This is a genomic window from Thermanaerosceptrum fracticalcis (genome assembly GCF_000746025.2).
In the GTDB taxonomy this organism is placed as follows: Bacteria; Bacillota; Peptococcia; order DRI-13; family DRI-13; genus Thermanaerosceptrum; species Thermanaerosceptrum fracticalcis.
Window position 1 is genome coordinate 3,127,060 of the sequence record NZ_CP045798.1, and the last position, 19,964, is coordinate 3,147,023.

17 protein-coding genes are annotated in these 19,964 nt (G+C 42.0%); 15 read left to right on the top strand and 2 right to left on the bottom strand.

All coding sequences use genetic code 11. The features are described from left to right. Nucleotides 1–101 precede the first annotated feature (101 nt). From BR63_RS15930 to BR63_RS15960, 7 genes are all read left to right on the top strand, one after another. On the top strand, nucleotides 102–1,508 hold the full coding sequence (locus BR63_RS15930) for an SLC13 family permease (protein ID WP_034421825.1): 1,407 nt from the start codon (nucleotides 102–104) through the stop codon (nucleotides 1,506–1,508). A gap of 909 nt (nucleotides 1,509–2,417) precedes the next feature. After that, nucleotides 2,418–3,404 (top strand): tripartite tricarboxylate transporter substrate binding protein, encoded by a 987-nt coding sequence (locus BR63_RS15935; protein ID WP_051965673.1) that lies wholly within the window; start codon nucleotides 2,418–2,420, stop codon nucleotides 3,402–3,404. A 68-nt stretch (nucleotides 3,405–3,472) separates the two neighbouring features. After that, nucleotides 3,473–3,919 carry a tripartite tricarboxylate transporter TctB family protein gene (locus BR63_RS15940; RefSeq protein ID WP_161781870.1) on the top strand — a complete coding sequence of 149 codons (447 nt, stop codon included), beginning with the start codon at nucleotides 3,473–3,475 and terminating at the stop codon, nucleotides 3,917–3,919. Between the two features lie 12 nt (nucleotides 3,920–3,931). Next, nucleotides 3,932–5,428, top strand: a complete 1,497-nt coding sequence (locus BR63_RS15945; protein ID WP_034421821.1) for a tripartite tricarboxylate transporter permease — start codon at nucleotides 3,932–3,934, stop codon at nucleotides 5,426–5,428. Between the two features lie 373 nt (nucleotides 5,429–5,801). Next, entirely contained in the window at nucleotides 5,802–7,073 is a 1,272-nt protein-coding gene (locus BR63_RS15950) for a 3-isopropylmalate dehydratase large subunit (RefSeq protein ID WP_034421819.1), read from the top strand. Next, complete coding sequence (locus BR63_RS15955) at nucleotides 7,070–7,582, top strand: LeuD/DmdB family oxidoreductase small subunit (protein ID WP_034421817.1); 513 nt, start codon at nucleotides 7,070–7,072, stop codon at nucleotides 7,580–7,582. Before BR63_RS15950 ends, BR63_RS15955 begins: the two co-directional genes overlap by 4 nt. A 13-nt stretch (nucleotides 7,583–7,595) precedes the next feature. Next, on the top strand, nucleotides 7,596–8,831 hold the full coding sequence (locus BR63_RS15960; protein ID WP_153802065.1) for a DUF401 family protein: 1,236 nt from the start codon (nucleotides 7,596–7,598) through the stop codon (nucleotides 8,829–8,831). Between the two features lie 43 nt (nucleotides 8,832–8,874). On the opposite strand, the gene BR63_RS15965 is transcribed toward BR63_RS15960, so the two are convergent. After that, on the bottom strand, nucleotides 8,875–9,561 hold the full coding sequence (locus BR63_RS15965) for a metal-dependent hydrolase (protein ID WP_034421814.1): 687 nt from the start codon (nucleotides 9,559–9,561) through the stop codon (nucleotides 8,875–8,877). Nucleotides 9,562–9,874: 313 nt separating this feature from the next. Here BR63_RS15965 and BR63_RS15970 point away from each other — a divergent pair, with 313 nt between their 5' ends. From BR63_RS15970 to metK, 8 genes are all read left to right on the top strand, one after another. Further along, a complete protein-coding gene (locus BR63_RS15970) occupies nucleotides 9,875–11,284 on the top strand; it encodes a lyase family protein (RefSeq protein ID WP_051965671.1) in 1,410 nt (469 codons plus the stop codon). An 85-nt stretch (nucleotides 11,285–11,369) separates the two neighbouring features. Beyond that, nucleotides 11,370–12,215 (top strand): fumarate hydratase, encoded by an 846-nt coding sequence (locus BR63_RS15975; protein ID WP_034421812.1) that lies wholly within the window; start codon nucleotides 11,370–11,372, stop codon nucleotides 12,213–12,215. 13 nt (nucleotides 12,216–12,228) lie between these two features. After that, the gene (locus tag BR63_RS15980; RefSeq protein ID WP_034421810.1) at nucleotides 12,229–12,786 is read left to right on the top strand and encodes a Fe-S-containing hydro-lyase; all 558 of its coding nucleotides are present in this window, start codon (nucleotides 12,229–12,231) and stop codon (nucleotides 12,784–12,786) included. Nucleotides 12,787–12,804: 18 nt separating this feature from the next. Beyond that, nucleotides 12,805–14,040 (top strand): NAD(P)-dependent malic enzyme, encoded by a 1,236-nt coding sequence (locus tag BR63_RS15985; protein WP_034421809.1) that lies wholly within the window; start codon nucleotides 12,805–12,807, stop codon nucleotides 14,038–14,040. Nucleotides 14,041–14,126: 86 nt separating this feature from the next. Continuing rightward, the gene (locus tag BR63_RS15990; RefSeq protein ID WP_161781869.1) at nucleotides 14,127–15,377 is read left to right on the top strand and encodes a 3-isopropylmalate dehydratase large subunit; all 1,251 of its coding nucleotides are present in this window, start codon (nucleotides 14,127–14,129) and stop codon (nucleotides 15,375–15,377) included. Next, on the top strand, nucleotides 15,377–15,883 hold the full coding sequence (locus tag BR63_RS15995) for a LeuD/DmdB family oxidoreductase small subunit (protein ID WP_034421807.1): 507 nt from the start codon (nucleotides 15,377–15,379) through the stop codon (nucleotides 15,881–15,883). The genes BR63_RS15990 and BR63_RS15995 overlap by 1 nt, the downstream gene beginning before the upstream one ends. Nucleotides 15,884–15,976: 93 nt before the next feature. Continuing rightward, nucleotides 15,977–16,699, top strand: coding sequence for a GntR family transcriptional regulator (locus BR63_RS16000; protein ID WP_034421805.1), 723 nt, complete (start codon nucleotides 15,977–15,979; stop codon nucleotides 16,697–16,699). Between the two features lie 89 nt (nucleotides 16,700–16,788). After that, complete coding sequence (metK, locus tag BR63_RS16005) at nucleotides 16,789–17,979, top strand: methionine adenosyltransferase (protein ID WP_034421804.1); 1,191 nt, start codon at nucleotides 16,789–16,791, stop codon at nucleotides 17,977–17,979. 361 nt (nucleotides 17,980–18,340) lie between these two features. On the opposite strand, the gene BR63_RS16015 is transcribed toward metK, so the two are convergent. Beyond that, complete coding sequence (locus BR63_RS16015) at nucleotides 18,341–19,798, bottom strand: transposase (protein ID WP_243269974.1); 1,458 nt, start codon at nucleotides 19,796–19,798, stop codon at nucleotides 18,341–18,343. Nucleotides 19,799–19,964 lie beyond the last annotated feature (166 nt).

Genomic DNA, 19,964 nt, shown 5'->3' on the forward strand with positions numbered 1-19,964 from the left:
GCTAGCAATTCAAAGGGCATACCTGCTAAAGGTATGCCCTTTATGTGCGACAGGCAGTCTTGGACTGGAATGGCTGTGAGAACAAATAGGGTTGGTGAAAAATGGTAAGTAGTGGCACAAGTCTGAAAAAAGGGATTATTCCTGTTTTGTTCCTATTCATAGGTTTAGTAATAGAAGTGCCAGGTTTAAGCCACAAGGGCGTAATGACCTTGGGAATACTTGTTTTCGCTATTATTATCTGGAATATATTTCCACAACATCAGATGTTTACTTCCATTATCACTTTAACTTTGCTTCCGCTGATGAAAATTATCCCCTTTGACCGAGCTTTTCAGAGTTTTGCCAGTTCTACAACTTGGCTTTTGACTTCTACTTTCGTTATCTCTGAAGCTTTAGCCTCAACAGGCCTGGATAAAAGACTGGCTTTGTTTTTAATCAGGTTAGGAGGGAAGAGGGCGAAATACCTTTTGCTCACCACAATATTAACTGCTCTTGTTTTTGTCTTGATTATACCTTCTGCCGCAGGAAGGTCGGCCCTCATTGTACCTATCTGTAACGGGCTGGTGCGGGCGCTCAAAGTAAATGATAAAGGGGGTTTTAACAAAGCGGTCTATATTGGGGTGGCGTACGAAACTTTAATTGCCAGTAGTATCACTATGACAGGTTCCCTCTCAGTCGTTTTCGCAGTTGGTTTGTTCGCATCGGTACTGGATTACCACTGGGATTATCTTCACTGGTTGATCACTTTTGCGCCAATTGCCATCCTGAATACTCTCTTTTTGTGGATAATCCTTAAAAAGCTGTTTCTTTCAAACAGTCCTGAGTCGGAAAAAGTTGAGATAAGGGAAACGGAACCATGTAATACTGGCCCTCTTGACAGGGAGCAGAAGAGATTGGCCTGTTACTTATTGCTAATGCTTGGTTTATGGGTCTCCTCCACATGGCACGGCTATTCAACATCACTGGTTGCTCTGGTCACAGCTATACTAATTGTCTCACCGGGAATTGGCGTGATTAGCATGCAAAAGGCAGTGAAGAGCTTTAATTTTAATATACTTCTCATGTTTGCAGCCAGCTTAAGTTTGGCGGACTCCCTGCATGTTAATGGAGTAATGGAGTGGATAAAACAGTACGGTACTCTTGTTAATTTTAAAGTAATAAGTCCCCTAGCCTTATCAGCAATCGTTATGCTGGTAATCGCCTTTCTTCGTATCGCCTTTGTAACGGTGTTGTCAGCCTCTGCGGCTTTACTGCCTTTAGTCCTGGCGGTCATGAGTTCCTGGGGCTATAACCCCTTATGGGGTGGGTCTGTTGCTGTCATTTCTTTCAGTTTGTCTTTCCTCTTTCCTACCCAGTCCGCCACCGGTTTAATAACCTATTCTACAAACCAGTTGGAAATATGGGAGATGCTTAAACCGGGAATTATTTATACAATAACTGTAATTCTTGTGACCACATTGTTTGCCGTATATTACTGGCCTCTGGTGGGAATGCCCATTTATAAATAATTCTATTCACTGCTGTCTTACTACACAGTTTCCAGGGAGGTATGTTGCCTGCCGCCTAACAGGAGCTGTAATATCACGACCATTATTGAAGGTGTGCCGAGAGCCTCCCTTGACTATTATGTACTGGTAGTTGGTGAAGAACTCGGTTATTAAGAGCGCATTTTTTAATTCCTAATACACAAAAGAGCAGAACACTGTCGAAAATAATCAAAATATATAGAAATATGTTTACATATATTTTCTTTAAAATAAACGAGGAGGCTTTAGAAGTATAGCTTCCAAGTCAATCTCCCCAGGCCATGTTTGCCTTTCGCAAGGCTAATGTGGATTTGGTGAAAGTAATAAAGGTGTTTTTTTCTTCTTTATTTTTTTTAGTATGTGGAATACTCTGCATATACTTTTATTACTGGCCTCTTTTGGGATATAACGAAAAATAATAATGTTCAAAGCTGCACAAAACGACAAAAGTAGTCGTAAAATACCAAGGATATTTTATCGGTCGCATAGAATATGTTTATAAAATCCAAAGCAACAAAATATTAGGATAGTTGCGAAGCAACCATCAATAATAGAAATTTCTTCAAAAAATATATAAAAATTTTTTATCAAGCAGGAATTTCACAAAGAATCAAGAATTAAAATTATTGGAAAAATTGGTACGTACATTATAATATCATTTTGTAATTATAACAGAATAAATAATTGATTTGGTTTTAATCAATATAGATCTTTCCCAATTGAAGAACAGGAGGAGGTGTTGAAGAAATTTAAGTTAAATGGCGAAGGAGGAGGGATTACAACAAGAAAAAATATGAACATTTTTTAAATGTGTCTGGTATGTTACATAGAATTGGGCGGAAGTAAATGTAGGCACATGACTTTTGTTATTGAATTAAAGGGGGTAATTTGATGAATAGGAAATGGACCAAAATATTGGCTTTTGTCCTGATTTTTTCTTTCCTTCTCGTGGGTGTTATGGGTTGTGGCACAAAATCTGCTAAGAAGGAAACTCCCAAATTCCCCACCAAACCAATTACACTCGTTTGCTGGTCGGCAGCTGGTTCCCCGGTTGACGTCATGAGCCGGGAACTGGCCAAGGTTTTGGAGAAGTACCTGGGTCAACCCGTTAACGTTTTAACTAAAACAGGTGGTGGAGGTGCCACTGGATTAGCTTATACCCTCCAGCAGCCGGCGGACGGTTATACCATTTTAGCTGCCACCATCAGTCTTGCCAGTTTATTTGCCAAGGAAGGCGCACCTTACAGCCCCAAAGATATTCAACCACTTGCCGGCGTCCAGGCTGACCCCTACACTGTCATAGCGCCTCCGGACAGTAAATTCAATGATATGAAAGACCTGGTCAAATGGGCCAAGGAAAACCCTGGTAAATTAACAGTGACCGGAGCTTTCGCCGGTGGAGCCCACCATGTTAACTTTAGCAAATTTGCCAAGCTGGCCGGATTCGACTTCCAGTGGATTCCCTTTGAAGGAGGCAGCGAAGCCGTTGCCGATGTGATGGGTGGACACTCCATGGCTGGTCAAACCAACCCCGGCAACGTGAAAGGCCAGTATGAAGGAAAAAAATTGAAAATTCTGGGTGTTACCACAGACAAGCGCCTGGAATCCCTGCCTAATGTACCAACCTTTAAAGAACTGGGCTGGGACTATGAAGCCTATCACTGGAGAGGCATAATAGCTAAAAAAGGGATACCTGATGATGTAGTCAAAATACTGGAAGATGCTTTGCTAAAAGCCGTGAAAGACCCGCAGTTCCAGGATTATCTGAAAAGGACAGAGCAGCTCAGTTGGCCTAAAACGGCAGCTGAATTAGGCAAAGTTATTCAGGAAGATACGGACGGAACCTGGGAAATTGTTAAAGCTCTCATGAAGAAGTAAGAAAAATTTAACGGGTAGAGGGGGGACTTGTTATGGGTTCCCCCAATACCAAAAAGGGGGGTCAGATTTTGCGAAAAGGTACTACGATAATCGGGGTTCTTCTGATTATTATTTCAACTTTATTTCTTATCCAAACAAATAGTTTTCCTCCCCCAACGACAAAGACACTGGGTCCTACCTTTTGGCCCAGAATTGTTCTGACGGTAACCATAGTTTTAAGTGTACTTATGATTGCTTACCAGTGGATGATACCGGAAATAAAATTACAAAACGGCAATATTACCAGGGCCGTTTTAGGGATGGTTTGTTTAATCCTCTTTTTAGTACTGTGTAATTTCCTGGGATATTTCATCACTGCGCTGATATTCCTGGTATCTATCCTCTTAATTATGGGTGAAAAGAACTGGAAAATTTTAATCATGTATCCCATCTGTTTTCTTCTCTTCATCTATTTAGTTTTTTACCTGACATTGGATGTAGAATTGCCCTTGGGCAAACTTATAGGTCTCATGTAAGGGGGAACGAAAATGTTAGAAAACTTACTAATGGGCTTTTCTATTGTTTTGCACTGGCAGCCAATCCTGTTAATAATTGGCGGCGTTGTCATTGGTATTTTAGTAGGTGCTACACCGGGATTGAATGCCTCAGCCGGAGTGGCCCTGCTGCTCCCCTTTACATTTACTATGGATCCTGCCATGGGTCTTGTCCTCTTGTGTGCCTTGTATTCCGCAGCTGAATATGGGGGTTCCATTACTGCCATTACTATTAATACGCCTGGTACGCCGGCTGCTGTGGCAACCACTTTTGACGGTTACCAGTTTACGAAAAAAGGACAACCTGGCAAAGCCCTGGGAGCTTCTATTGTGGCTTCCACATGTGGTGGGATGTTCAGCACCATTGCGCTAATTGTCCTGGGTGTCCCCCTTGCTGAACTTGCCTTAAAATTTGGTCCGGCGGAATATTTTGCTCTGGGTATTTTCGGCCTGACCATAATTGCCAGCCTTTCCAGCCGCAACTATATTAAGGGCTTTGTCGCCGCATGTATAGGGTTGATTATAGAAACCGTGGGTATGGACCCGTTTACTGCTTATCCTCGCTTTACGTTTGGGAGGATGGAACTATTAGAGGGTTTTAGCCTGATACCGGCCCTCCTTGGTCTATTTGCTATCTCCGAAGTGTTCAAGTTGATGGAAGAAGTTATCAAGGAAAAAATTACTTTTGATTATAAATCTTCCCTAAAATTGCCCACTTTGAAAGAATACAAGGGACTGGCGCCAACCATTTTACGTGGCTCGATCATCGGTACGTTTATTGGCGCTATGCCGGGAGCAGGGGCGACAATCGCCTCACTAATCTCCTATGACCAGGCTAAGAGAGCCGCCAAGAATCCGGATGATTTCGGTAAAGGAGATTTGAGGGGGGTAGCCGCTCCCGAATCGGCCAATAACGCTTCCGTTGGCGGTGCCTTAATCCCGCTTTTGACACTGGGGATTCCCGGTTCAGCGACTACGGCGATATTAATTGGCGGCTTGATGATGCATAACATCCAGCCTGGTCCCATGCTGTTTGAGAAAAACCCGGAGATTGTTTTTTCCCTTTTTGCCTCCTTGTTTTTGGCCAATTTCTTTATGCTTGTTCTAGGCTTAGGAGGAACAAAAATCTGGGCCAGGGTCAACTCCATTCCTCGTAATATTTTAATTCCCTCCATTATGGGTATTTCCATAGTTGGTTCGTATTCAATCGGTAACAGCCTTTTTGATGTAGGAGTGATGATCGCCTTCGGCATACTTGGTTATATCCTGCATAAATTTAATTTCCCACCTGCTCCTATAGTCTTGTCCATGGTATTAGGTTTTATTATCGAGTCCAGTGCAAGAAGGGCTATCCTGCAATCAGGAGGAGATTATCTTGTCTTCTTCAAGCATCCTATCAGCGCTTTTCTCTTGATGCTGGCACTGGTATCTGCTCTTTACCCCATAATTAAAGATATAAAAGCAAGAAGGAAAGCTACTATAAATGCTTAAAGATCTCTTTTAAAGCCGGTGAATGAATGTATACATAAGAAGGGTTGAGATATTTCCTGTGGATATCAAGCTGGGCGTGGAACTGCATTCGGCCGATGCCAAGTATTCGGTGGGGAATTAGTGCGGCGGCAGGCAGAGTAGATACGTTAAAATATAAATCTGCTTGTCGATACTGCCGCTGCCCACTTTTTCGCCTCGACCAACGTTATTTTCAATGAAATAAAAGCACCAAATTGGGTTATTGCAGATCCTGTGCAAAAGGGAACATATATTAAAGATGGTTTTGTCCTGTTCCTGATGGGCCTGGACTTGGGATAGAAGTTGATGACAAGTACTTAGAAAAGCATAAGATCTGAGGATAGGGGGGATCAACTTGGGTCAGACAATTATTCAAAAGATACTGGCTAAGTCAGCAGGATTAGAAAGTGTAGTTCCTGGCCAAATAATTGATGCACAGGTTAATACTGCCATGATCCACGACAATACAGGCCCTGTCGTCATCGAACATTTTCATAAACTACCGAAACGAAAAGTGTGGGACCCTGAAAAGATTGTGATAACCTTTGACCATCATCCAACAAATACCAACATGTCTGTGGCAGAAAACCACTTGATGATTAAAAAATTTGCAGAGGAATTTAATATTAAGTACACGTATTCCGGCGGAGACGGCATAAGTCACACCCTGCTGGCAGAAAACAAACATATTTTGCCAGGCCAGGTGTTGGTAGGCACTGATTCTCATACAAATGCCCTTGGGGCCCTAGGATGTTTTGCTACCGGCATCGGTGCTACCGAAATGGTTGGTGTCTTTGTTAGAGGTAAACTGTGGTTTAATGTTCCTGTAACCGTTAAAATCGAGATCAATGGAGTTCCCCCCTTTGGTGTAGAAGTCAAAGACCTTGCCCTTAAGATTATCAGCCTTTTCGGGCCTCAGGGAGTTAATTATAAAGCTGTGGAATTTACCGGGGAGTCTATAGAAAGGCTAAGCATCCCCGAAAGATTAACTTTATGTGCCATGAGTACCGAGATGGGGGCTAAATGTGCCGTTGTACCGGCCGATGAAATAACCGCCCATTATCTTGGCATGGAACTTACAGATTTTGCCCCTTATAGAAGCGATGAAGACGCCAGGTATGAAGGCATTGTACATATTGATTTATCAGGGTTATGTCCACAGGTAGCGGTTCCTGACCTTCCGACGAATGCAACTGATATTAGTAACCTGTCAGGTGAAAACATTAGAATTGACCAGGCGACAATTTCCTCCTGTGCGGGCGGTAACCTTTATGATTTGGAGATAGCCGCCAAAGTTGTAAAGGGCAGAAAAGTGGCCAAAGGGGTTAGGTTTTATGTTGTTCCGGCTTCCAAGCGTATTTTAGAAGAGGCAGTGGACAAAGGTATCATTACTACTCTCCTTGAGGCAGGGGCGGTAATAGGTGTCCCCGGTTGTGGTACATGTGGCGCCCATTATATAGGTTCGTTGGCGAAAGATGAAGTCTGCATAAGTTCTACAACAAGAAATATGAAAGGCAGAATGGGAGCAGGCGGCAAAATCTACTTGGCAGGTTCTGCTACAGTAGCCGCATCTGCAGTCACAGGAAAGCTAACCGATCCAAGAGAGCTATTGGAGGGAAGAATATGACACCACCATACCTTTTTGCAGGAAAAGCATGGAAATTTGGGGATAATGTTTCTACTGATGAGATTCTTCCTGTACGGTATATGCAGCAGATTGAGCCTGCTCAATTAGCGAGTCATGCTATGGAAGGTGCCGACCCCTTTTTTGCGAAAGAGGTTAAGGAAGGAGACATAGTAGTGGCAGGTGAAAATTTCGGCTACGGCTCAAGCCGGGAACAGGCTCCTTTAGCCTTAAAATACTCTGGGGTTAGAATTATAATTGCGAAATCTTTTGCTCGGATTTTTTACCGTAACGCCATAAATATTGGACTTATCCCTTTAATTGCACCTGACGCAGTTAATAAAATTAAGCCAGGTGATTTACTGCAAATCAATCTATCGGAAGGGACTATTACAATTAAAAACCGGACGGAACAAAGTTCTAATTTTCAGCCAATTCCTGAATTCTTGCTCCGTTTTATAAACCAGGGTGGATTGATGCCTTCCTTAATTGAATTTTTGGCTTCAGAATGACGGGGAATTAAAAATGGCTGATACAATAAAATTATTTATTACCATCAGTGTGCTCGTTCTATTAACGCGAAAAAAGTTTAATATTGGTTTTTCCATGATGCTGGCTGGAATTCTACTGACATTACTCTACGTATTGGCTCCTTACCATATTCTTCAGATTTTTTACCAAAGCCTAACTTCTCCTGACACCCTGGAGCTTCTTTTTTCATTAATTTTTATATTGATCTTAGAACATATCCTAACTGAGAATGATCTGATACAGAAGATCACAGGAAGTATGGCTGTTATCATTAGGGACCCCAGAAAAAACATGGCAGCACTGGCAGCACTAGTGGGTACGCTACCAGCTCCGGGCGGGGCTCGCTTTTCCTGTCCTATGGTAAGAGAAGTTAATAAAGCACTTAATATGTCTCCTGAGGATCAGAGCTTCATTAATTACTGGTTTCGGCATGTGGTTGAATATTTCTGGCCCATCTATCCGGCAGTATTGTTAACGGCTAGCATGCAGAAAATTTCAGTGAACATCCTTGTTTTGTGTTTAATACCTGTAGGAATTTTATCCCTAGTGGTGGGGTTTAAATCAGGATTTAAAAATATCAGTAAACCAGTTATAGAACGAAAGAATATTACATTTCAGGATCTGAAACTTTTGCTTATTCATCTGCTTCCCTTTATGATTGTTGGTTTACTCGTATTTACCGGTGTCAAAGTACCGTTCGCTCTTTTCATTACCGTGGCCATCTTAATGGTGCTTTATAAATATAATTTGACGAGAGCACTTGGTGCCCTGAAGGCGGGGATGGAGCTTAACACTATTTTGCTGGTTATAGGAGTAATGTTTTTTAAACAAGTCATCATCACTACCGGATCAGTGGAAAGAATACCCGAACTCAGCTACGTGTTGGGGATTCCGGTTTGGCTCATTTTGCTAATAATCCCCTGGTTTATAGGGATGGTTAATGGTATGGCAAGTCCTACTGTTGTTATTGCTTTCTCTATCCTGGGGGAAATGGTTGGTCAGGGTATTCCCAATCTTGGCTATATCTTATTAGTTTTTTTAAGTTCTTTTGCCGGAACCAGACTATCTCCCGCTCATCTTTGCATTTTGTTGACAACAGAATACTTTGGTTCGGATTACAGCAAACTTTTTAAACGTTCCTTGATTCCGGAACTTGTGGTTCTTTTATTTTCCGTTATGTGGAGTTCAATGATTCAGTACTCCATACCATGGCTTAAAGACATTATATAGCTATAAAAAAATCCCCCCGGCGGGAGGATTAAATATTTTTTAGTTATAAACTGAGTTCATCACCTGGTTGAAGTATTATACAGTCCACACCTAAGGTTTCTACTTTAGCTTTGAAAGATTCAGGATTCTGTTTAATAAGTGGAAAAGTATTGTAATGCATGGGAATAACAGTTTTAGGTTTAAGCCATTCTACTGCAGTTAGTGCATCCTCTGGACCCATTACCACATTATCTCCGATAGGTAGTAAGGCTATATCAATTGGATAACGATCCCCTAGTACATATTTCATATCACTAAATAAACCTGTATCACCGGCATGATAAATTATTTTGTTTTCCATTTTAATCAGAAAACCACAGGGCATCCCGGTGTAATAATTATTTTGGTTTAGAATGGAAGAACCGTGCCAGGCCGGAGTCAGTTTTATCCAGTAGTTGCCAAAATCGTGACTTCCACCTATGTGCATACGATGAGTAGTGGCTCCCAATTGCGCACAGTAATTGGCTAACTCAGCAGGGGCAATAATTACTGCGTTAGTTCGTTTGGAAATCTCTATAGCGTCTCCCAGGTGGTCAAAATGACCATGAGTAACAAGTAGCGCATTTACTTCTATGTCTTCAGGTTTAATTGAACACTGTGGATTATCTCTAAGCCAAGGGTCAAGGATAAGGCTGGTGGTTGGACTATTTAACAGAAAGCATGAATGCCCCAGAAAGGTTAATTTTAGCATTTTCCAAACCTCCTTTTTAAAATAGTTGTCATTGAGTAGTTTTCGCTAGAAACTTGTACACTCCTTTTTCTAAAGAAAAATATAAAAAATTTTTCCAAGATCGAAAGGAAAACTGAAAACAATGTAGAACATGTAAAATATAAATTGGTACGTACAACATTACAACATAACCTCATAGGTACTGATAATATTATATTATAAAATAATGTCCAATGTACAAATCCCCATAGATTAGCTTGTAGGAGGTGAAATATTTAAGTACGTTCATGGGGATGAGAAAAATATATAAATACATATAAAGGAGGAAATTGAAGTGAAACACACATTTGTACTTCTGAAAAATGCGTATGGAACCGAGGAAATGCGTAAGGTCTGGACAGAAGAAAACATGGTGCAAAAATGGCTGGACATGGAAGTGGCTATTACTAAAGCCAAAGCAGAAGTAGGTATCATTACCTGGGAACAAGCTAACGGAATTATTGAGAAAAGCAGCGTTAAATATCTCACACCACAAATGATTGCCGAGGTTAAGGCCGGTGCAGCCCACCTGATAGTATCCTTTATCAAAGCGTTTGCTAAGATGTGTAAACCTTGGGGTGAATGGTATCATGTCGGTCCTACTACCCAGGACATTCTTGATACAGGTTTGGTGCTTCAATTAAGAGAAGCTTACACAATCCTGATGAGGCAGTTAAGAGAATTGGAAGATGCTCTGTGCGACATGGCTATTACGCATAAAGATACTGTTATGATGGGACGTACCCACGGTCAGCATGCTGTTCCTTTAACCTGGGGATTTAAGTGTGCTATCTGGGCAGGTGCCGTAAGAGATACCATTACCAGGTTCAAGGAATTGGCTCCCCGTTTATTCCAGGCTAATATCTCCGCAGCCGTAGGGGCCAGAAATACTTTTGCCTACTTAGTTGGTCCGGAAAAAGCTGAAAAAATCCAGGATATCGTTTCCAGGGAATTAGGACTCTATCGTCCGGTTATGGATATTCACCAGAGACCCGACCGTTATGCCGAATTCGTCAATACTATCGCCGAGTGCATGATGAACCTCTCCCAGATGAGCCTGGAAATCAGGGAACTCCAGAAAACGGAACTTCAGGAAGTAGAAGAACCTTTCGATTCCAAGGAGCAATACTCCAGCAGTACGATGCCTAATAAGCGGAATCCTGAACCCAGTGAGTGGGTCCGTGGTTTAAGTGCATGTATCCGCGGTGCAGCTCAGGCTGTTAATGAAATATGCATGCAGCATGAGAGGGACGCCACAAGGATGGCAGCAGAGTTTGGTATGATTCCGGAAGCCTGCCTCAACTTCTCTGCCGCTCTCAAGACTTGCATCTTTAATATGAGAGGATTAAGAGTGAAGCCTGAAAACATGCGGAGAAACCTCTATGCAACCAAGGATATTGCTATGGCTGAATTAGTATTAATGGGACTCTATAAGAAACTTGGCGGACAAAAGGTTACTGCCCATACTTGGGTACATGATATTTCCATGGCCGCCTTTGATAATGGCACCACCTTAAGAGAAGAAATCAAGAAGCATCCTGAAGCAAGCAAGCTCTTAACTGATGAAGAAATTATCGAACTTACCAACCCTGAAACCTATGTAGGTACTGCTCCTTTACAAGCTGTAAGAATGGTTGAATACATAAAACAACAACGGAAGCTGGACCAAGAGGCCCTTGCGGAAGTAGCCGTTACACTTGAGTAATTCCTTGCAGGAGATGAAAAATAATGCCCAGGTCGGCTGGGCATTATTTTTCTATTCATGATTGAGTTATTGGGAGGTGACTTATTTGAGAATCATAAAGTATGACGATGTTGTGGAAACCGTCGCCAAGCTCTGTAAGGAAGCTAACTATTATCTAGGAAATGATGTACTGGAAGTATTACAATCAGCGCTGGAAAAAGAAGAATCAGAGGCTGGGAAAGAAGTATTGAACCAGCTCCTGGATAATGCGAGACTGGGTTTAAACAACGATGTCCCTGTCTGCCAGGATACAGGAACGGCCGTGGTATTCCTGGAATATGGGCAGGATGTCAGTATTGATAAAGGTTCTATCAATGATGCCATTAACGAGGGCGTCAGGAAAGGCTATATAGAGGGCTACTTAAGAAAGTCGGTGGTAGATGATCCCCTGATTAAGCGGATAAATACTAAAGACAATACTCCCGCTGTGATTCATACAACGGTGGTTCCGGGAGATAAACTTAAAATTACCGTTGCCCCTAAAGGTGGGGGAGCAGAAAACTGCAGCGCTATAAAAATGATGACGCCATCAGATGGATATAATGGGGTTAAAAAGTTTGTAATTGATACGGTCTTAAAAGCCGGCCCCAATCCTTGTCCTCCAATCGTTGTCGGGGTAGGTATAGGGGGGAATTTTGAAAAAGCTGCTTTCCTTGCCAAAAAAGCTCTCATCAGGCCATTGAACCAAAATCACCCGGATCCGCAGTTTGCAGCTTTGGAAAAAGAGTTGCTTGAGGAAATAAATGAGTTAGGGATTGGACCGCAAGGTTTTGGTGGAAGAATCACTGCCCTGAAAGTTAATGTTGAGACCTTTCCATGTCATATCGCAAGCATGCCGGTGGCAGTTAATATCAACTGCCATTCCACAAGGCACAAGAGCGCGGTTCTTTAGGGGGGTGGGGGTAATGGCAGAAAAGGTTATATCAGCTCCTTTTACGGATGAGATAATTACAAGTCTGCGCAGTGGTGATAAAGTTTTCATCAACGGTGTAATTTATACTGGTAGGGATGCAGCACATAAACGGCTGGCAGAGTTATTGGAAGAAGGTAAAGAACTCCCTGTTGATTTGCGTGGGCAGGCTATGTATTATGTTGGCCCTGCCCCGGCCAAACCTGGGCAAGCTATAGGTTCCTGTGGTCCTACTACCAGTTACCGTATGGATGCATATACACCGGCCCTTTTGCAGTACGGTTTAAAGGTTATGCTGGGGAAGGGAGCAAGAAACGAGGCAGTGAAAGAAGCTATGAAGAAGTATAAGGCGGTCTACCTGGCTGTAGTGGGCGGGGCTGCAGCTCTTCTAGCCCAATGTGTTACTAAAGCTGAGATTGTGGCCTATGAAGATTTAGGACCAGAAGCAATTTACCGTCTCGAAGTGGAGAACCTGCCTGCAATCGTAATTAATGATTGTTATGGTGGAGACTTATATGAAGAGGGACGCCAGCAATGGGCAGTGAATAAATAATGTGATGAGGTGAATAAAATGGATTTAAAAGAAAAGGCTTTAAAGCTGCATTTTGACAACAAAGGCAAAATAGAAGTAATCAGTAAAGTTCCAGTTAAAACATCTGCCGATTTGAGTCTTGCTTATACTCCTGGTGTAGCTGAACCCTGTAAGGAAATTAACAAGGACATCAACAAAGTATATGACTACACAGCTAAAGGAAACCTGGTTGCTGTAGTAACTGATGGTACTGCAGTGTTAGGTTTAGGTGACATCGGACCGGAGGCGGGTATGCCTGTCATGGAAGGTAAGGCAGTTCTTTTTAAAACTTTTGGCGGAGTAGATGCTTTTCCTATCTGTGTTGCTACAAAAGAAGTGGATAAAATTGTCGAAGTAGTGAAAATGTTAGAACCTACCTTTGGTGGGGTTAACCTAGAAGATATTTCAGCTCCCCGTTGTTTTGAAATAGAAGAAAGGCTGAAAAAGGAAACTAATATACCTATTTTCCACGATGATCAGCATGGTACCGCAGTTGTTGTTCTGGCTGCTCTGATTAATGCTTTAAAAATCGTGAATAAGGAAATTAGTAAAGTGCGGATTGTTGTTAATGGAGCAGGTGCAGCGGCCATTGCCACAGTCAAATTACTGATTAGTATGGGTGTAAGTAATGTGCTTTTGTGTGACAGGAGCGGCATCATCTATGAAGGTAGAAAAGAGGGAATGAACAAGGCTAAAGAAGAGATTGCCCTGGCTACAAACAAAGAGAAACTCCAGGGTTCCCTGTCAGATGCTTTAAAAGACGCAGACGTATTTATTGGCCTTTCCGGACCCGGGACAGCAACTAAAGAAATGATAGCTGGAATGAACAAAGACGCTATTGTCATGGCCATGGCCAATCCGGTTCCTGAAATTATGCCTGATGAAGCTAAAGCGGGGGGAGCCAAAGTAATCTGCACAGGAAGATCTGATTTCCCCAACCAGGTTAACAACGTGCTGGCCTTTCCGGGAATTTTCAGGGGTGCCTTAGATGTACGGGCTACTGACATTAACGAGGAGATGAAGATTGCAGCCGCCTATGCCATAGCAGGGTTGGTAGGAGATGAATTATCTGCAGATTATGTAATACCAAAGGCTCTTGACCTCAGGGTAGGGCCTGCCGTGGCTGCAGCGGTAGCTGAAGCCGCCATGAAAAGTGGCGTAGCCCGGGTTAAAGTCTCTCCGGAAGAAGTAGCAGAAAATACGAGAAGGCTTGTAAATCTTAATAATGAAAGATAATTATTAATGCCATCTTCCCCTACCGTTGTCATATTACCGGTAGGGGAAGAATTATATTGATTTTTATGAAAAATGAGGTGGTAAGGGTGAGGCAGACAATTGTTGAAAAAATGTTCAGCAAACATTGTGGGAAAATGGTATATGCCGGAGAGTGTGTTATTCCCACAGTCGATTATTTAATAGGAACCGATACCAAGTCACTATTGGCTATTGAAATTTTTAAGAAAGAAAATCTCACCCTTAATTTTCCATTAGAAAAAGTATTTTTTGTTTTTGATCATTATTCACCCTGTACCCATAGTACTATGGCTAACCAGCATCTAACCATTCGGGAATTTTGTGACAAGTACGGGATAAAATATTTTGAAACTGGCGAGGGAATAGGATATCAGTTAATACCGGAAAATAGCATTATATCTCCTGGCAACCTGGTTTGTGTCTCTGATTCTCACGCACCCACTTTTGGTGGTATGAATGTACTTGGGCTTGCTATTGGGTCCAGTGAATTTGCCGCTGTCTTAGCCACAGGTAAAATGTGGTTCATGGTTCCAGAAACCATACTTGTTAGGTTGAAGGGTAACTTACCAGCTTATGTTTCTAGTAAGGATATCGCCTTATATTTAGCCTCACAGTTAGGTGCAGAAGGAGCGGACTTTTCTGCAATAGAATTTGCCGGACCTGGTCTTAGTGAACTCAGCTTACCAGCGAGATATACATTGTGCAACATGGCCGCAGATATAGGGGCTATTGCAGCTTTAATGCCGGGGGATGAAGTTTTAAAAGAATATTTTGCCGAAGATCATTTTGTCAATGCTGATCCCGATGCAAAATATAAGGAAGTCGTAGAAATTGATGTGGGTAAAATTGAACCGCTGGTAGCGGTACCTCATAATATAGATTTAGTTAAAAAGGCCAGGGAATTAAAAGATGTCAAAGTTCATCAAGTCTTTTTGGGGGCTTGCACTAATGGAAGATTAGAGGATTTAAGAGTTGCGGCAAAAATTTTAAAAGGCAAGAAGATAGCCAAAGGACTAAGGTTTTATATCGGACCTGCTTCCCGTAACGTTTTTCTCCAGGCTGTGAAGGAGGGGGTTATGGAAACCTTAACAGAGGCAGGTGCTACTATCTTGGCCCCTGGTTGCTCTTTGTGTGTGGGACTATCAGGTTTGGGGATACCCGGTGATGGTGAAGTGGTTGTCTCTACTGCTAACCGTAATTTCCAAGGACGTTTGGGAAACTCAAACTCCTTCATTTATATTACATCGCCCGCCGTAGCGGCAACTTCCGCTATGTTAGGTTACATTGCTGACCCGAGGGAAATTATGGGGGTGGTTTAATGCAGTATACCGGTAGGGTTCATAGATTTGGCAACAATATTAATACAGATATTCATATTTCTGGTAAATACAAGCCGTCAGGCACCCCTTTCACAGAACTGGTCAACGACATTTTTCTTAAATTAGACCCTGAATTTAAAAAAAGAATTCAACCCGGGGATTTTATTGTGGCAGGTGAAGGTTTTGGTACCACTTCTTCACGTGAAGATGCAATAGCAGTTTTAAAACATTATGGTATAAGAGCTGTCATTGCACCTTCCTTTGGTTATTTGTTTTTTAGAAATGCCATCAATTTAGGATTATATGTGATTAGATGTGAGATACCTCCTGAGATAATGACGGGGGATAGGATAACTGTAGATTTTTCTAATGGAAGAATTATCTTGCCCACTGAAAACGTCAAGAGTTTTGAGCCATACCCCTCAATTATCGTCAGTATTATTGAAAACGGTGGATTACTCCCATATGTAAAAAAACAAAAGGCTTATAAGGTGGAGTATCAGTAGTTAAGATTGTTAATTCCGACTTTTATTGACATTCTATTATCATGATTTTATAATTATTTAATGTAATAACAAACAGAAATATGGGGTAATTATATGAAAATAGATAAATTTAGCGGAATACCGCTATACTACCAACTGAAAGAGATATTAAGAGAAGAAATAGAGTCTGGGGTATACAAACCAGACGAGGTATTACCTCCGGAACGTGATTTTTGTGAAAAATATGATGTTAGCAGGGCTACTGTTCGTCAAGCTATAGGTGATTTGGTTAATGCCGGTCTGTTGCGTAGAGAAAGAGGACGAGGGACCTTTGTTGCACCGCCCAAATTAGAGGAGGATTTAGTTGGTTTTTATAGTTTCACGCAAAAAATGAGGGAACAGGGCTATGATACTTATTCTGAGACTATCAGTGTTAAAAAAACTCCGGTTAGCTCACGTCTGAAACGATTATTTTCCCTGGTTGATAAAGATGAGGTTTTTGATATATTAAGACTAAGGTATGTAAATGGGGAGCCGCTTTTTATTGAAAAAACTTATATACCCGTTGAAATCTGTCCTGATTTAACTCTGGAAAAAATAACCACAGAACCGGTATACATGAAAATCCTCGAAAGCCATGGTATTAAAGTTGTAGGGGCCAAAAAATATATAGAGCCTGTACTGATTGATGAATATGAATCCAAATTGCTTCGGGTAAGCGAGGGTATACCAGCGTTATTATTGGAAAGACAGCTATATACTTCGGAAAATAGAATTGTACTATTATGTAAGTGGATCTTTCGCGGGGACAGATGCAAACATTTTTTGACAATTTAAACCGAAAAGTCTGTTTTTAGATGTTTTAAAAATAAATATAAATTGCTAATAATTAACCTGTTGGTTACATCATACGAGGAGTGAAGAAAATGGTCAAACAGTTATTTACATCGGAATCTGTTACTGAAGGCCACCCTGATAAAATTGCAGACCAGATATCAGACGCTGTTCTTGATGCCATTATTGCGGAAGATCCTCTGGCTCGGGTAGCTTGCGAGACATCTGTAACCACTGGTCTTGTACTGGTATTTGGTCAAATCACTACAAAATGTTATGTTGATATACCAAAATTAGTACGCCAAACTATACGGGATATTGGGTATACCAGGGCAAAATATGGCTTTGATGGAGATACTTGTGCTGTTTTAACCTCAATTGATGAACAATCTCCGGACATTGCGATGGGGGTGGATAAAGCCCTGGAGGCTAAAACAGGGGAAATGAGCGATGCCCAGATCGAAGCCATCGGCGCCGGCGACCAGGGTATGATGTTTGGTTATGCTACTAACGAAACACCGGAATACATGCCGTTAACAATTTCACTAGCTCATCAACTTACCCGTCGTTTGGCTGAAGTAAGAAAAGGAGGCATCTTACCTTATTTGAGGCCTGATGGAAAATCTCAAGTAACTGTAGAATATATAGATGGTACACCGGCAAGAATTGATACTATTGTTATTTCTGCTCAACATAGCCCAAGTGTTGAGATGGATGAAATTAGAGATGACATCATGGAAGAAGTTATTATGAAAGTAGTTCCTAAAGATCTAATAGACCGAAAAACTCGTTATTTTATTAATCCTACAGGCAGGTTTGTTGTAGGGGGCCCACAGGGAGATTCAGGACTGACGGGTAGGAAGATTATAGTTGATACATATGGTGGTATGGCCCGCCATGGCGGTGGGGCCTTCTCCGGGAAAGATCCCACTAAAGTGGACCGTTCTGCAGGTTATGCTGCACGATATGTGGCTAAAAATATTGTAGCTGCTGGGTTAGCCGAAAAATGCGAAATTCAATTAGCCTACGCCATCGGTGTTGCCCGTCCTGTGAGTATTATGGTCGATACTTTTGGGACAGGTAGGGTTGATGAAGAAAAGATTGTGGCTGCCATTCAAAACATTTTTGATTTACGACCTGCCGGTATCATTAAGGAATTAGACCTTCGGAGACCAATTTACAAACAAACAGCTGCCTATGGTCATTTTGGTCGTCTTGACTTAAACCTGCCTTGGGAGCGCCTTGATAAGGTTGATGAACTAAAAGAGCATTTTAGCCTTTAAAAAATTAACTTTGGCATGTGTATTATTTAATTACTCTTTTAACTTAGGTTACCTCGCAAGAAATGGAATTACAGTAATAAGGGCGCTCAAGCGTTTTGAGAGCCCTATTATATTTTAATGCGTGGCTAAATCTTGGGCATTACAGAGATTAGGCCAGGGACCTATATCTATATGGATGCGGTCCAGGGCCATGTCATTGGCGATGTAGGAAACCCGGCCGGGAGAATTCGCTGGAAATAACAATCTTCAATACAACCGGTGTGGACATACAGGATCTGGCCACAGCGGGTTTGGCCGTAAGAAGGGCCAAAGAAAAGGGAGTAGGAGTACGGGTAAACATACAAAAAATATAAAACAGTAGTTATGCAGTTTCAGGATAATTTTCCCAATCCCATAACCTAAGTTCCAAAGAATGTGGCCAGAATTTATCAATAAGCCTTGAAAAACGCTGGGTTGCCGTGTCAAAATAGACTTGGATCAACTGCTCGCAACAGCGGATCCGACAACCGGCGTTGAAGAAGTACCTTATCACTTCGCAGAGGGAGGGGGCTTGTTCGGCGCCTTCTTTATTGCACTCCCAAGAGGCATAACAAAGAAGGGTCTTCGCTGTAAACAAGAGCTCCACATGTGCGAAATGAGCTGTTTCAGACTGAGCATAGCAAGATGTTAAACCAAGATTCTGTTTAGCGGTGCGGTAAAAAACTTCTATTCTCCATCGTTTAACATAGGCAGTTGCAGCTTCTTCCGGCGTATCTACGCGATTGCTTATCAGGAGATACGCATCCTTGAAGGTTGCTGGGCATTCTTCCTCCGGAAGAACTATGCTGCCCTCGACAGCCTGCTTCTCATAAGTGGCTGCAATGGCAGCTATGGGTAAAAAACGTTGTCTAGTAATGGGTTTTCCCTTGCGTGTTAAGGTCTCATAGGGCATTTTGATGTAAATGTCCGGAATACTGAGAACCGATTCTTTGCCAAGGACCCGAAGCTGGGAATAAACTTCTCGCAGCAGTTGCTTCGGATTAAGTTTAATGTAGCGTTCCTTTCCTAGTACCGGGTCGTAGATTTTCCTGAATAGCGCTGTGTTACGTTTGGCTTTGGTAACCCAGTCAAAATTTTGACCCATCAGCCAGTTCAGGAACTTTTTACACAAAAACCAGCGATCCATGGCTACCCATAGTCTGGCCTTGTTCAGCTGACGAGCCTCTGCGAGCATCTGTTTAGCAAGATCAAGCTTGCTTTGTTTTTCATTCTCCTGACCGGTTTTAACCCAAAAGCGCCATAACATGGGATATTCAAGACCATTCTTTAAGATAGCCAGGGTCGACACAAGATTAATACACCATACATGGCGCTTATCCGAACTGTCAAAGAGCCAACAGAGAAAGGGGATTTTTTTACCGTGAGGATGCTCAATTTTGGTATCGTCTAAGGCAATGATATCGCCGTCGGTCAGCCTGCTATCCGTATTTTCTTGTAACCTGGCAAATCTGCCCAAAGAGAACCGGAGCCACTGAAAGGGCTTGGAGAGAAACCGGCTGAAGGCACTTTGAGAGATGATTTGCCCGGAAAGCAGTTGTTGTAAAAATGGAGCTTCCGTTGAAAACTTAGCATTTTGATTTGCAGAACTTGAATGATTAACAAGGCCGCAGATGTAGGCAAAAGCCAGGAGCCACGCTGGAATTCCGGAGTGTTTGCGTATTCCGGACTGGGAAAACAGCAGAGACAGGTCAAATAAATCCCAAATTGTCTTGAGTACCGGGATTCCGGCACCTTGACCGTGATCCTTTTTTTCGAAAGTTGGTTTACACAGTTTCTTCATCAGCATCACCCATATCGCTAGAGTGATGGTAGAAAATACCATCCAAAGCGATTATGGGGGCTTTCCGAAAAAGTCAAGCCTTTTTTGTCGAAAATTAGGATCTTTTTTAAAATATTTTTTGAGTTATCATTTTCTATTTATTTCCACCAACTGCATAACTCCTGTA